Origin of the sequence: Protofrankia sp. Cr2 (genome assembly GCF_963555885.1) — a bacterium.
Taxonomy (GTDB): domain Bacteria; phylum Actinomycetota; class Actinomycetes; order Frankiales; family Frankiaceae; genus Protofrankia.
Genome location: NZ_CAUVXG010000051.1, coordinates 13227 through 27879, shown reverse-complemented (window position 1 = coordinate 27879; position 14653 = coordinate 13227). Strand labels below are relative to the sequence as shown.

The 14653-nt window shown below is 67.9% G+C and carries 11 protein-coding genes; 8 read left to right on the top strand and 3 right to left on the bottom strand.

Annotated features, from left to right (window positions below; all coding sequences use genetic code 11):
• Positions 1-955: thymidine phosphorylase (locus U9978_RS19165; protein WP_322762515.1), on the bottom strand; the 955-nt coding region annotated here is incomplete at its 3' end.
• Complete coding sequence (locus U9978_RS19160; protein ID WP_322762514.1) at positions 952-1443, bottom strand: cytidine deaminase; 492 nt, start codon at positions 1441-1443, stop codon at positions 952-954. The genes U9978_RS19165 and U9978_RS19160, both read right to left, overlap by 4 nt.
• 499 nt (positions 1444-1942) lie before the next feature.
• Between U9978_RS19160 and U9978_RS19155 the strand changes: the two genes are divergently transcribed.
• The 8 genes from U9978_RS19155 to U9978_RS19120 all read left to right on the top strand — a co-directional run bounded on the left by U9978_RS19155 (position 1943) and on the right by U9978_RS19120 (position 12853).
• Positions 1943-3778: a hypothetical protein gene (locus U9978_RS19155; protein ID WP_322762513.1), complete on the top strand. Its 1836-nt coding sequence runs from the start codon at positions 1943-1945 to the stop codon at positions 3776-3778.
• A gap of 364 nt (positions 3779-4142) precedes the next feature.
• Positions 4143-6053: a serine/threonine-protein kinase gene (locus tag U9978_RS19150; protein ID WP_322762512.1), complete on the top strand. Its 1911-nt coding sequence runs from the start codon at positions 4143-4145 to the stop codon at positions 6051-6053.
• A gap of 72 nt (positions 6054-6125) precedes the next feature.
• Positions 6126-8078, top strand: coding sequence for a serine/threonine-protein kinase (locus U9978_RS19145; RefSeq protein WP_322762511.1), 1953 nt, complete (start codon positions 6126-6128; stop codon positions 8076-8078).
• Positions 8079-8396: 318 nt separating this feature from the next.
• Positions 8397-8792, top strand: coding sequence for a succinate dehydrogenase, cytochrome b556 subunit (sdhC, locus tag U9978_RS19140; RefSeq protein WP_322749131.1), 396 nt, complete (start codon positions 8397-8399; stop codon positions 8790-8792).
• Positions 8792-9229, top strand: coding sequence for a succinate dehydrogenase hydrophobic membrane anchor subunit (locus U9978_RS19135; RefSeq protein ID WP_322762510.1), 438 nt, complete (start codon positions 8792-8794; stop codon positions 9227-9229). Before sdhC ends, U9978_RS19135 begins: the two co-directional genes overlap by 1 nt.
• A gap of 29 nt (positions 9230-9258) precedes the next feature.
• A complete protein-coding gene (sdhA, locus tag U9978_RS19130) occupies positions 9259-11013 on the top strand; it encodes a succinate dehydrogenase flavoprotein subunit (RefSeq protein WP_322762509.1) in 1755 nt (584 codons plus the stop codon).
• A gap of 121 nt (positions 11014-11134) precedes the next feature.
• Positions 11135-11899: a succinate dehydrogenase iron-sulfur subunit gene (locus U9978_RS19125; RefSeq protein ID WP_322749129.1), complete on the top strand. Its 765-nt coding sequence runs from the start codon at positions 11135-11137 to the stop codon at positions 11897-11899.
• A 42-nt stretch (positions 11900-11941) separates the two neighbouring features.
• On the top strand, positions 11942-12853 hold the full coding sequence (locus U9978_RS19120; RefSeq protein ID WP_322762508.1) for an LppX_LprAFG lipoprotein: 912 nt from the start codon (positions 11942-11944) through the stop codon (positions 12851-12853).
• 179 nt (positions 12854-13032) lie between these two features.
• Here U9978_RS19120 and U9978_RS19115 read toward each other — a convergent pair.
• On the bottom strand, positions 13033-14653 hold a 1621-nt coding region (locus tag U9978_RS19115; RefSeq protein ID WP_322762507.1), incomplete at its 5' end, for a helicase-related protein.

Sequence of the window (14653 nt, the reverse complement as noted above, 5' to 3'; positions counted from 1 at the left end):
CGTCGGGGTCGCCACCCTGCGCGATGACCATCCGGCGCCACGTGTCGTATGCCGTCCCCGCTGCGAGGACGTCTGCAGGGTCCGCGCCGCCGTCCAGACCGACCAACGCCAACATCCGCCGGGCTAATGCCACCGTGACCTCCACCAGGTCGGCCGGTCCGCCGCCACACAGGGTCTCCACAGCCTCGGCAACCTCAAGGGCATGGCCGGCGGTCCGTCCAAGGGGGGTGTCCATGCCCGTGAGCAGCGCCTCGGTCGCCACGCCTTCGGCATTCCCCAGCTCGACCATGGTCTCGGCGAGCAGCCGCGCGTCGGCAGGTGAGGTCAGGAACGCCCCGGAGCCGACCTTGACGTCCAGCAGCAGCGCGGACGTCCCCTCAGCGATCTTCTTGCTCATGATGGATGACGCGATCAGCGGAATCGATTCCACTGTCGCTGTCACGTCCCGAAGCGCGTACAGCTTGCGGTCGGCGGGCGCGAGCCCGGCACCGGCAGCGGCCATGAACCCGCCGACATCGCGCAGCACCGAACGCATCCGGTCGGGCGGGAGGACCGCCTGCCACCCGGGGATGGCCTCCATCTTGTCCAGAGTCCCGCCGGTGTGGCCCAGCCCACGCCCGGCCAGTTGGGGCACTGCGGCGCCGCATGCCGCGACGAGCGGCACCACGACCAGCGAGACCTTGTCACCGACCCCGCCGGTGGAGTGTTTGTCCACGGTCGGACGGCCCACCCCGGACAGGTCGAGGCGTTCACCACTGGCAACCATCGCTGCGGTCCAGCGGGTCAATTCCGCCGGCTCCATGCCCCGCCACACCACGGCCATCAGGAAAGCCGCCATCTGCTCGTCGGCCACAGCCCCGTCGGTGTAGGCGCGGATCAGCCAGTCCACGGCGTCGTCGGACAGCCGACCGCCGTCCCGCTTCGTCCTGATCAGGTCGATGACGTGGAAGGTCATGGACGGCCACCGCCGTTCGCCAGTCCGCCCATCGAGGCGGGTTCGGCGCCGGGATCGGCGGGCGGTGGCAGCGCGGTGGCCCCGAATGCCGCTGGAAGAAGATCGCCGAGTAGACGCGGACCATCGGCCAGCGCTACCTGGAGATCCGGACCACCGTGTTCGTACAGAAGCTGGCGACATCGACCGCACGGTGCGAGCGGGGTACCAGCAGCGTCCACGCAGGCGAACGCGACGAGCCGTCCGCCGCCGGACGCATACAAGGCCCCGAGCAGGTTGCATTCAGCACAGAGCGTGAGCCCGAAGGATGCGTTCTCGACGTTGCAGCCAACAACCAGGCGGCCGTCGTCCACCACGGCTGCGGCGCCCACCCGGAGGCGGGAGTACGGAGCGTACGCACGGGCCGCAATTTCCCTCGCCATCCGCCGAAGGCGCTCCCAGTCGACAGCGCCCGCCGCCGGTGTCTCGTCGCCACCACTCGGCTTGATCACCCGGAGACCTCCCTGTGCCCGTCCCTGTACCCGTCACATGCACCCCGCGCCCGCGATGCGGAGCTCAGCATCCTCCAGGCGGGCATTGCGACGCGGCAGTACCAGCCAGCAGCACCATCGGCACCAACCGGCAGGGGTGCCGGACGCTGCCCAGTAGAGGCACCGCGTGTCGGGATGCTGACTCCATGGGACATGTCACTGCCAACCGATGTGAGGATGATGTAGAACGCCCGAGGATCGGGCGTCGGGGCAGACTCCGGTACCGACGGCAAGCAGGTACCGGCAGGATCCAGGGGCTGGCGGGACAACTGTCGACACGTTCGTCTCGGGCACCGGCTCAGGCCGATGGTTGGGCGATGGTTGGGCGAGGATGTGGCTCTGAGCAGGGACGTGGCTCCGAGCGGTACGGACTCGATGCGCGCCCAGCGCGCCCAGCGCGTCCGACGGTTGGACGACGGGCGCCACTGTGATTCCCTGCCGGTAGTCAGTGGAGGACGCAATGGAGCAGCGGTCCGCCGACCTGGCCGCACCCGCGACCGGGCACAACGTCGAGCCATCGACCGTCGGTCAGACGGTGCCTGTCACGGCGACACCTGTCACGCCGAGGTGGCCGAGGTGGCCACAACGTATACGGCCGCGGGCGCTGATAGGATCAAGCTACCTCCTCCTGGCCTTTGCGCTCACCATCAAGGTCTGGTCCGAGCCCGCCCGGAACATCATCGCCGGCAATCCGAACGACACCGGCCTGTACTGCTGGTGGCTCGCACACACCGCGCATGCGGTAACCAGCCTGTCGAACCCGTTCATCACGCACCTGGCAAACGCGCCAGAAGGAATAAACGCCCTCTGGAACACATCCGTCCTGGTTCCAGGCCTGATACTGACCCCGCTGACCACCGTCGCCGGCCCGGTGGCGTCCTACAACGTGCTGGTTGTCCTGGCATTCTCGCTCTCAGCATCGGGCGCCTATCTCTTTGCGCGCATGCTCGGCGTGAGGACGGCCCCAGCCTATATCGGTGGCGTCGTGTACGGTTTTTCTCCGGCACTGGTGGCGGCCGGTACGGGACATCTGAGCCTGGTTCTCGCACCGGCTATCCCGCTGTTACTCTGCCTGGTCACCGATATCGTCCGGCAGACTGGCCGGCCGCTACGAAAAGGCATCCTGCTGGGCACGGGTGCCGGCCTCCAGCTGTTGACCGGCGAGGAGGTCTTGTTCATCACCGCGGTGACGGCCACGCTGGGGCTTGGCCTGCTGATGTTGAGCCGGCCAGAATACGTCCGCCGTGCCGGCGGGTCCGCCCGCGCATTGCTGATCGCTTTCCTGTCCTGTCTCGCACTGACCGGCATCCCCCTGGTACTTCAGTTCTTCGGTTCCCCGCGGAGCCACGGAAGCCCGTTTCTCACCAATTTCTTCAAGAGCGACCTAACGGGCTTCTACGTTCCTTCCGCGCGCCAGTTACTGGCATCGCCGGAACAGGCCGAGCGGGCAGCTACCTTTCAGGGCGGCGCGCCGGAGTACATGGGCTACCTCGGCTGGCCCCTGCTGATCCTCTGTGTGTCCGCGACCGTGATCGGTTTTCGTGACCTCAGGTTACGGGTAGCCGGGCTCACCGGTGTGGCTCTGGCGGTCCTGACACTGGGCAGCACGCTGCTCGTCAGGGGTATCGAGACGGGCCTGCCACTGCCATGGCACCTGGTCGCCCGCATTCCGGTCTTCGACGCCGCGCTACCCGACAGGTTCGCTCTTGGCACAGCATTGATGGCGGGGCTCGTCCTCGCCATCGTTCTGGACAGGCTACCTTCTCAGCTTGGACTCGGTGGTCCGCTCACGGCAACCGTGGCTGCCGCTGTCGCCGCGGTATGCGTCCTGCCGCTGGTCCCGCGGCCATACTCCGTCGAACGATCGCCTGCTGTTCCGTCGTTCTTCACCACCAATGCCGTTGAAATTCTCCCAGCGAATTCGAACGTACTGGTGCTGCCATACCCGAGCGGGGTCCAGACTGCGCCACTTTTCTGGCAGACAGCAGCCCGCTTCCATTTCTCGATGCCCGGCGGCTATTTTATCGGCCCGGCCGACGACGGGAAAGCATATATGGGTGGACGAACGCCGACGGCGACGGCACGGTTATTGACCGACGTCGGGCAGGGCCTGTCCTCCGAACCTCTGACCCCCGCCCGGATCGCGCAGGCACGGGACGATTTCGCCCGACTCAGGATACGTGCCGTCATACTCGGCCCAACCCCGCACGTGGCCGAGCTGCGCGACACGGTGACGTTTCTGGTGGGGAGCCAACCGACATTCACCGGCGGTGTGTACGTCTGGCTGCCGGCGTGACCAAAAGCCGGACCTCGGGCACCGTGATCACGGCCACGGGACCGGTCGGTCCCGATACGGCGGGCGAGACACGCGACCCAGGGCTGTCCCAACGCCCGACAGCGCCGAACGGTTCGACCAGAGCCGGGCGTCCTCCCATCCCGTGGTGTGTGATGAAGTGGACCAACCACCGGCCACACGGGCTTGGCGACCAAACGTACCGACACCGTGACCTAGAGGTCCAAAGGGTGCGCGACGATCGTCAGATCGCGCGCCCGGAAGCCGTAGTCCCGGGAGCACTGACGGGACCGACTCACCGTGACCGTGGTACCGGCAACGGTCAGCTACGTCCGCGACGATGGAAACGAGGAGGTGAAACGGACGGATGCCGTTCGACCACGACGCGATGCCCGAGGCTGAACAGCCTGAAGCACCAGGACAAGCACTGCCGGCACAGGCAACACAGACCGAACAGCCAGAACAGCCAGAGGCTGGACGGAATTCGCGCCCGCGCCGCCTCATCGGGGGTCGTTACCGGCTCGGTGACGAGCTCGGCCGCGGCGGCTTCGGCGTGGTCTATGCGGCCACCGACGAGCTGATGCGGCGCGAGGTCGCGGTCAAGGAGATCCGCCTTCCGCCGTCGATCTCCGCGGACGAACACGCGGTCCTGCGCACGCGGGTGCTTCGCGAGGCGCGCTCAGCCGGCCGGCTACACCATCCGGGCCTCGTGTCGGTCTTCGACGTGCTCGATTCCGATGACTGCCCGTGGATCGTCATGGAACTGGTGGACGGCCCGTCGCTGGCGGACATCATCCGCAGCTCCGGGCCGCTGCCCCGCGAGCGGGTCGCCCGGATCGGCATCAGCCTCGGCTACGCCCTGGAAGCCGCGCACCGCAGTGGCATCGTCCATCGTGACGTGAAGCCCGCCAACGTGCTGATCAGCGCTGACGGACGCGCCCGGCTGACCGACTTCGGCATCGCACTGTCGGCCGGGGATCCGACGCTGACCCGGACCGGGGTTCTTCTCGGCTCGCCGTCCTACATAGCCCCGGAGCGGGCGCGCGGCGGAGTGGGCGGTCCAGGTAGCGACATCTGGGCACTCGGCGCGACGCTGTTCACCGCGGTGGAAGGGGGGCCGCCGTACGAGTCCGACAGCGCCATTGCGACCCTCACCGCGATCGTCGACGGACGGCGCCAGCCGTTCCGGCTCGCCGGCGCCCTCGCACCGATCATCGATGACCTCATGGCGCCGATGCCGTCGGCCCGCCCGTCCCTACCGCGGGCGAGGCGGCGGCTGCGCGAGGTCGCTGAACGTGAGTCCGCACAGCATCCGGTCGGCATCCGCGCCCTCGACCCGGACCGGGAGCATGCCGGGCAGGCGTCCACTCATCCCAGCGCGGCGCCGGCCACCGCACCGACCGCTGCACCAGCCACGATCACCTCAATCCCGATCGGGGCCGGGACGGCTGCGGCAACGCCCGGAACAGCCGGAACAGCCGGAACAGCCGGTAGCACGCTCCCGCCGGCCACACCCGGGTCGGTACCAGCGGCGGATTCCCGGCCGGGCACCAACCAGCGCCGGCGCCTGGTGGCCGTCGCCGTCACGGCGCTCATCATGGGCGTGGCCGCGGCTTCTGTGGCGGTACTGGGCTCGGGCATGGACGGCTCGACCGGCAACCGCGCCGAGCCGGCTGCCGCGTCCAGCCGCACGGCCGCAAGCCCATCGGGCACGACCGGCCCATCGGGTACTGCCAGGACGTCGGCCCCAGGCTCCGCGGATGGGACGTCACCCACGGGCGCGGCGGCGACCGATGATCCGGGCCTGCCACCGACGGACCCGACCCCGGTGGCACCACCCGCGGGCTGGCAGTCATATCGTGGCCCCTCCGGCTGGTCCGTCGCCTACCCACAGGGCTGGGAAGCGCACCCTGCCGGCGGTACCGAGCGAATCGATTTCCGCAATCCGGATACCGGCTCCTACCTGCGCATCGACACCTCAATGCAGGCGAACCCATCCGCGCTGGTGGACTGGCAGACGCACGAACCCGGCCTGCGCGCGCAAGTACTGAACTACGAACGGCTGCGGATTGTGCCGAGTGACGGTGGGGACGGCTCGATCCAGGCGGACTGGGAGTTTATCTACACGTCCGGAGGGAAGAAGGTGCGCGTTCTCAATCGGGGCGTTGTTCGTAACGGCCATGGCTACGCGTTGTACTGGTCGACATCCGACGCCACCTGGTCAGCCGACCTACCGTTGATGTGGCGGCTTTTCTCGACGTTCCGGCCAGGCCCGTGAACGGTGGCCAACGGACCGCGCTGGGCAAGGGCGGCCGAAACATCCAGCAACGCGTCTGCGAGACTTGAGACGATGTCCAGATCGACACGCCCGCCGGACGACTCGTCGCGTCACGGCACACCCCGATATGTATCTCAGCGCTACCGTCTGGATACTCCAATCGGTCGCGGTGGCGCTGGCGTCGTGTGGTGCGGCGAGGATGAGCTGCTCCAACGGCCAGTAGCGATCAAGGAGATCCTTGTTCCGCTCGCCGGCACCCAGGTCGAGCGTGATGCGATCCGAGCGCGGGTACTGCGTGAAGCCCGAGCGCTGGCCCGTCTGCACAGCCCGGCGATCGTCGCCGTCTATGACGTGGCCGAAGAGGCCGAACGCCATTGGATCGTCATGGAGCTGGTGAACGCCGACAGTCTCGGCGAGGTCATCCGCGCGCACGGCCCACTGCCGCCGGCACAGGTCGCGGCAATCGGCCTGACCCTCGTGGACGCACTCGCCGCCGCGCACTCCGCGGGCGTGCTGCACCGCGATATCAAACCCGGCAACGTGCTACTCGGCCGGGACGGACACGTCCGGCTGACCGACTTCGGGATTGCAGCTACCGAAGGCGACTCTACCCTCACCGGTACGGGCGCGCTCGTGGGTTCGCCCGCATACATCGCCCCCGAACGGGTGCGTGGTTCCTCCGGTAGTCCCTCGAGCGACATGTGGGGACTCGGAGCCACGCTGTACGCGGCGGTAGAGGGGCAGCCCCCGTTCGAAGGACCCGAAACCTATGCGGTTCTCACTGCTGTGGTGGAGGGACGCAGGCGTCCGTTCCGGCTCGCAGGTCCGCTGCGCGGCCTGCTCAGCGACCTACTCGACCGGCCCGCGCCCGAGCGCCCGGAGGCAACCGAGATACGTCAGCGACTGGCGCCGATCGCCCAGGGCACCGCGGCGGTACCCGCCTCCGTCATCAACGGCCGGTCGAGACCAGAGATCGACCGGCCGCCGGGCCGCGGTGACCACGCGCAGGTCGAGCCCGGTTCGGCCGGTCTTGAGGACGTCGGCGGCGATCTGTTGCCCACCGGGGACGCCGACGCCGATGCCATGGCCCTGAGCCCGACCACGGCCGGCGGAACCACCGCCGGCGTATCCGACGCCGACGCCGACGCCGACGCCGATCCAGTGACCGATGGCGATCCAGCAGCCACAGGCGATCCAGCAACAAAAAACGATCAAGAAGACGATGGGGGTGGCGACGGCCCGACCGACATCGGCGCCATCGTCGACAGGGGCGGAATCGCCGAGGTTGCGGTCGGCTCCGCTCTGCGTGAGAAGCCGATGACCGCGCTGACCGCCGGGCTGCGCAAGGACCCCTCGCAGGCAGGCGCGTCGGGAATCACGGGTACCACCGCCCTGACGAATCGTCGGGGCTCCGCCAGCCCGCCGGGCACCACCGCCGGCCCGCCGGGCACCGGCGGACACGGCTTCGACAGACGTCCAGTTCCGGACGACGGTCTGCTACCCGTCTCGGGCGACTTCGCGATCGGCCCATCCGGGGCGCTTCTTGATCGTTTTTACCCGAATGGCAGGCCGGAGCCAACCACCAGCAACGGTGGTGAACCTCCGGTCAGACGCGGTGTGATTATCGCGGTCGCCGCCGCTTCCGTGGCGGTTGGCGCAGCGATTGCCCTCGGCGGGATCCTCGCCCCCGGCGCCGAATCCGGCCAACCGCAGGAGCCCAGCGGGAACGGCACCCTGGCTGCGAGCACCACGGCGGACGATCAGTACAACCTCAATCCTCGGGTACTCCCGACCGGCGTTGCACCACCACTCAGGTTTACTTCCAGCCGCAAAGCGTCACCGACAACCTCCAGTAGCCCGGCCGTGGCGCCACCGGTCGCCACCGAGGCGGTGACCCCCAGCCCGACCCCTACCAACGTCGCCGCAACCCCCACGACGCCGGTTGTCTCGCCCACCCCGACGGCACCCGAGAGCACATCCCCTGCTCCAGCGCCCACGACAACAGCTCCGCAGCCGCCTCCGTGACGCCCCGAAGCCCGCGGGATCAGCGGGTCCGGAAGCTGGCATCCAGGAAAAACAATGAAGGCGATCACTTTCTGTGACATACCTCACCTAAGTGTCACGGGAGCTAGCATGCCCCCCCAGGGGGTCAGCACTAACATCGAGTCCACACAAACCATCGTCCACATGATGTCTCAAGGCGCCTTGGGGCCGCCCGAACCTGCCACGCCGGCTTCGCTCCGCCTGCCGACGCGAGAGGCTCGGGCCAGCTAAGTTACCGCGAGTCATCGGACGGAACGATCAGGACCAGCCTGTCGGAAGGCAGGTCCGGAGGAGCTTTCAGTGCCGAAGGCACCAGCGGGAACGCTCTACCGCGGCCGTGAGGGGATGTGGTCCTGGGTTGCCCACAGGATCACAGGCGTACTGATCTTTTTTTTCCTGTTCGCCCACGTCCTGGACACCGCACTCGTGCGGGTGTCACCGTCGTCCTATGACACTGTGATCGCGACCTACAAGAACCCGATCGTGAACCTGATGGAGGTAGGGCTGGTAGCCGCGGTCGTCTTCCACGCACTGAACGGGATCCGGATCACACTGATCGACTTCTGGGAGTCCGGTCCACGTTTCCAGCGTCAGATGCTCTACACCGAGATCGTGGTGTGGCTGATCCTCGTCGTCCCCGGCACGTTCTTCATGCTCAAGCACACGTTCGAGACCCTGTTCGGGAGCGCGTCCTGATGGCGACAACAATCGACGGCGCCGCCGGCCCGGCCATCGAGGCACCGCGCAGCCCGCGGCGTCGGCCGGGCAGCCCGAAGGCGCGGACGAACTTCGAGCTGTACGCGTGGCTGTTCATGCGGATCTCGGGGATTCTGCTGCTCTTCCTGGTGCTCGGCCATCTGTTCATCATGAACATCCTTGATGGCGGTGTGCAGCGCGTCGGCTTCGGTTTCGTCGCGGGCCGCTGGGCCTCGCCGTTCTGGCGGACCTGGGATCTGCTCATGCTCGTCCTCGCCGAACTGCATGGAACCAATGGCCTGCGGACAGTGATCAATGACTATGCCGAGCGGCCGCAGTCCCGGTTCTGGCTCAAGATGTTGCTCTACGTGTCGGCAACCCTGGTCATCACGCTGGGATCGCTGGTCATCTTCACATTCGACCCGAACATCTCCTGATGACGCCTGGGAAGGCGGAGGTCCAAGCGGTGCAGGTTCACAAATACGACACGGTCATCGTGGGCGCCGGCGGCGCGGGGATGCGCGCGGCGCTCGAAGCCGGCAAGCGTTGTCGCACCGCGGTGCTGACCAAGCTGTATCCCACGCGCTCCCACACCGGGGCGGCCCAGGGCGGTATGTGCGCAGCCCTGGCCAACGTCGAGGAGGACAACTGGGAGTGGCACACCTTCGATACGATCAAGGGCGGTGACTACCTGGTCGACCAGGACGCCGCCGAGATCATGTGCAAGGAGGCCATCGACGCGGTCCTCGACCTGGAGAAGATGGGCCTGCCGTTCAACCGCACGCCCGAAGGCCGGATCGACCAGCGTCGCTTCGGTGGCCACACCCGTGACCACGGTAAAGCGCCCGTCCGACGCTCGTGTTATGCGGCCGACCGTACCGGTCACATGATCCTGCAGACGCTCTACCAGCAGTGCGTCAAGCACAACATCGAATTCTACAACGAATTCTACGTGCTGGACCTGCTGCTCACCGAGGGCGTCGTGGCCGGGGTGGTCGCCTACGAGCTGGCCACCGGCGAGGTACACGTCTTCCGAGCGAAGTCGGTGGTGTTCGCCAGCGGTGGGTTCGGCAAGGTGTTCAAGGTCACCTCGAACGCGCACACGCTGACCGGCGACGGGATGGGCATCCTCTTCCGGCGCGGACTGCCGCTGGAGGACATGGAGTTCTACCAGTTCCACCCGACGGGCATCTGGAAGATGGGCATTCTGCTCACGGAGGGTGCCCGCGGTGAAGGCGGCATCCTGCGAAACAAGGACGGCGAGCGTTTCATGGAGCGCTACGCGCCGACCATCAAGGACCTCGCGCCCCGCGACATGGTGGCCCGAGCCATCTACACCGAGATCCGCGCCGGCCGCGGCTGTGGCGTGAATGGTGACCATGTTTATCTCGACCTGACCCACCTGCCACCCGAACAGCTCGACGCCAAGCTCCCGGACATCACCGAGTTCGCCCGCACCTACCTGGGCATCGAGCCCTACACCGACCCGATTCCGATCCAGCCGACCGCCCACTACGCCATGGGCGGTGTCCCGACAACCATCGACGCCGAGGTGCTGGCGAACAACACCGACATCGTCGAGGGCCTGTATGCGGCCGGTGAGGTCGCATGCGTGTCCGTGCACGGCGCGAACCGGCTCGGGACGAACTCGCTGCTGGATATCAACGTCTTCGGCCGCCGGGCGGGCATCGCCGCCGCCGGGCACGCAACCGCGACCCATGGTCACGCTGAGCTTCCCGAGGACCCGGCGGCCTTTGTCGAAGGGCTCCTGAGCAGGCTTCGCGACGGCGCGGGCACGCAGAACGTGGCGGCCATCCGCGGCGAGCTGCAGGAGACGATGGACGTCAACGCGTCGGTGTACCGGACCGAAGCGACGCTCAAGCAGGCGGTCACCGACATCGCCGGGCTGAAGGCCCGCTACCAGCAGGTCGGCGTCACCGACCGGGGCCTGCGCTACAACACCGAGCTGTTGGAAGCGGTCGAGCTGGGCTTCCTGCTCGACCTCGCGGAGTGCCTGGTCGTAAGCGCACTGGCCCGCAACGAATCGCGCGGCGGGCACTCGCGGGAGGACTATCCGACCCGGGACGACGTCAACTTCCTGCGCCACACGATGGCCTACCGCTCCGGGCCACTCGCCGCCGGCTCGCCGGATGCCGAGATCCGGCTGGATTACAAGCCCGTCGCCATGACCCGCTACGAGCCGATGGAACGCAAGTACTGAGAAACAGATCGCATCCCGCTGGCCTGCCAGGCCGGGGCAGGGCTTCGATGTTCGGGTCATCCAGAGTGCGGCCTATGATGTGATGGCCTGCACTGTGGGTCTGATGTGAGAAAGGTCCGGCGTGACTGTCACCGACGATCTATCAACCACCGCACCGGCCGATCCGGGGCCGACCACAACGGCCGGGCGGACTGTCACGCTGAAAATCCGGCGCTTCAACCCGGAGGTGAGTGCCGAGCCGCAGTGGAAGAGCTACACCGTTCCCTTCGACCCCAGCGACCGGCTGCTGGACGCCCTGCACTACGTCAAGTGGAACCTCGACGGATCGCTGTCGTTCCGGCGTTCCTGTGCCCACGGTGTGTGCGGTTCCGACGCCATGCGGATCAACGGTGCGAACCGGCTTGCCTGCAAAGTGCTGGTCAAGGACCTCGGCGCGGAAATCTCGATCGAACCGATCAAAGGACTTCCGGTCGAGAAGGACCTCATCGTCGACATGGAACCGTTCTTCGACGCGTTTCGGGCGGTCAAGCCGTATCTCATACCCGAAGGCCACGAGCCGACCCGCGAGCGGTTGCAGTCCGCGGCGGACAGGGAACGCTTCGACGACACCACGAAATGCATCATGTGCGCGGCCTGCACGACATCGTGTCCGGTGTTCTGGAATGACGGAGAATACTTCGGTCCGGCCGCGATGGTGGCCGCGCACCGTTTCATCTTCGACAGCCGGGACGCAGGTGCCGACGAACGGCTGGAAATCCTCAACGAGCGGGAAGGAGTCTGGCGCTGCCGGACGACTTTCAACTGCTCGAACGCATGCCCTCGTGGAATTCAGGTGACCAAGGCAATTCAGGAGGTCAAGCGCGCGCTCATCTTCCGGCGCTTCTGATCCGGCTGCGTCGGCCGGTGCGCACGATGGGGGGGACGGCGAATGGCTCGGATCCTTGGACGCAACGTGCAGGTGACCACCGGCAGCATCGTTGCGCTGGCGGCGAGCCTGCTGCTGAGCACAGCGGCATGTTCGTCCGACTCCGCCGAACCCCCGCCGACCGCGATCGCTTCGACCAGCATTCCGAGCGCGACGCGGACCAGCGCGGTACCCATTCCGCTGGAATCCGCCTACACCACGACAATCGCGCGGAAGACGGCGAGAATTCACTTCACCTACGGGGCGACGCTCGTTTCCGTGGCCGGCCGCAAGCAGACAATCTCCACCACCGGCACGGGCACGGTCGACTTCGCCCACAGCACGAGCCAGACCGTGCGCGACGTCGACGGCGGCGGCCGTAGCGAGGTGCGGATCATCGGCCCTGACTTCTACCAGCGCAGCGTCACGGCCGGCGGCGCGCCGAGCTCGACCCGGTGGACCCGCGTCGTCCCAGGTGGCGGAGCCAGCGGTTCCGCCACCTCGCCGTCGTCGGCCACCTCGCCGGCCACGTCGCCGTCCTCCGTACAGCCCGGGGCCGGCGACGACGCGGCGCTGCGACTCGGCTTTCTCAGCGGTGCGGCGGCCCCGGTCACCACCGTGGGCGAGGAATCCGTCGACGGTGTTCGGACGATCCACTACAAGCTGTCGGTAAACCTGGAGACAGCATCCCAGCGCGGAAACATCAGCGCGGCCACCGTCGACTACTACAAGGGCATTCTCGGGACGGTGCTCCAGCCGACCGAGGCCTGGATCGACGCGGACGGGCTCATCCGCCAGCTCCGCATCACCGTCACCAGCGCCGCGTCCGACAGTCCGGCCCCGCACACAGAGATCATCCGTACGGTGACCTACTCGGACTTCGGACTCCCCCTGAACATCACCGCTCCAGCACCCAACGAGATCGTCCCAGGCTGAGCTGAGCTGAGCCGCGCGATCTGACGATCGTCGCGCGCCCTTTGGCCGTCAGTACTCCGGAGATTACGGCCTCCGGGCGCGCGATCTGACGATCGTCGCGCACCCTTTGGCCGTCAGTACTCCGGAGATTACGGCCTCCGGGCGCGCGATCTGACGATCGTCGCGCGCCCTTTGGCCCTCTAGCCGGTTTCGACCGCGAGCGCGAACGGCAGTACGCCGACTGCTCCGGCGTGGCGCAGTGCCCTGGCGACGACGGTCATGGTCCAGCCTGTGACGATCAGGTCGTCGACCAGGAGAACCGGGCCGGGCAGGTTCCCCACCGCCACCCCGAGATCCCCAGGCACCGCGAACGCCTCCCAGAGACTGGCCAATCGGTGTGCACTGTTGTGCATCCGATACGCAGAGCGGTCATCGACAATCCGCTCGACCTGGCCGAGCAGGGGCAACCGCCCGATTGCGGCAATCTGCTCCCCCAGACTCGCGACAAGCTGTGGGCGACTGCGGGAGGCAACCGTGACTACCGCGGCCGGGCGTTGCCGCCACCCCCAGCCGGCCAGCACCCGCACCGCCGCGGCCACCAGATCCTCGCTCACCGGTGCATCCGGCGCACCCTGCGCCACGAGCGGGCGCAGCCGGTTGCCCCAGCCGACACCGCCCAGGCGGGCGAGCGCCCGTCCCGGCTGCGCACCGGCCGCCTCCGGTATCCGGCCGGCGACGCCGATGCCCAGCGTGCGCATGCCCGTCGGCCACATCCGGCGTGGTTCGACCACGGTACCCGGACGGTCCAGCTGCTCCTTCGCACTCACCCGGGCGGCTTCGGAGACCACGCCGGGCCACCGGCGGCCGGTGCAGGTGTCGCAGCGTCCGCACGGTGCCGCGGTGGAATCGTCCAGCTCGCGACGAAGAAACTCCAGCCGGCAGCCGGTGGTGGCGATGTAGTCGAGCATCGCCTGCTGCTCGCGCGCACGGCTGGCGCCGACCCTGGCGAAACGTTCGGTGTCGTAGGCCCAGGGTGCCCCGGTGGCCTCCCAGCCACCGCGGACCCGCCGGACCGCACCGTCGACGTCGAGCACCTTGAGCATGGCCTCAAGCCGCCCGTGCCCGACGTCCACGCGTGCCAGCAACGCCTGGGTGGACATCGCGGAGGTTGCCTGCGCGAGTGCGCCCAGCACCACCTCGACCACGCTCTGCGCGGGGAAGGAGGCGTCCGCGAAGTACGCCCAGATGTCGCTGTCCTCCCGGGCCGGCAGCAGCACGACCTCGGCCCGCTCAACCGCGCGTCCGGCCCGACCGATCTGCTGGTAGTAGGCGATCGGGGACGGCGGCGCTCCGACGTGGACGACGAACCCCAGATCGGGTTTGTCGAAACCCATGCCCAGCGCGCTGGTCGCGACCAGGGCCTTCACCCGGTTGGCCAGCAGGTCCTCCTCGGCCGCGATCCGCTCGGCGGGTTCGGTGCCACCGTGGTAGGTCGCGACGGCGAAACCGGCAGTGGTGAGAAACGCGGTGAGCTCCTCGGCCGCAGGCTTGGTCAGCGTGTAGATGATCCCGGAGCCGGGCAGGCTCGGCAGCTGGTCGGCCAGCCAACCGAACCGCTGCTCGGCGCCTGGCAAGGCCACCACCGCCAGGCGCAGGCTCTCCCGGTCGAGCGTCCCGCGCAGGACGAGCGTCTCGCCGCGCCAGCCCGGATTCATCCCCAGGTGCCCATCCATCCCCAGGTGCCCATCCATCCCCAGGTGCCCGTCCATCCCCAGGTGCCCGTCCACCGCCAGGTGCCCGTCAGAGCCGCCGGCCGCGCGA

What these genes read in the sequence shown, in the direction of transcription:
- U9978_RS19150 (WP_322762512.1), top strand. Translation starts at nt 4,143, where the DNA reads ATGCCGTTCGACCACGACGCGATGCCCGAGGCTGAACAGCCTGAAGCA.
- U9978_RS19135 (WP_322762510.1), top strand. Translation starts at nt 8,792, where the DNA reads ATGGCGACAACAATCGACGGCGCCGCCGGCCCGGCCATCGAGGCACCG.
- U9978_RS19145 (WP_322762511.1), top strand. Translation starts at nt 6,126, where the DNA reads ATGTCCAGATCGACACGCCCGCCGGACGACTCGTCGCGTCACGGCACA.
- U9978_RS19155 (WP_322762513.1), top strand. Translation starts at nt 1,943, where the DNA reads ATGGAGCAGCGGTCCGCCGACCTGGCCGCACCCGCGACCGGGCACAAC.
- U9978_RS19120 (WP_322762508.1), top strand. Translation starts at nt 11,942, where the DNA reads ATGGCTCGGATCCTTGGACGCAACGTGCAGGTGACCACCGGCAGCATC.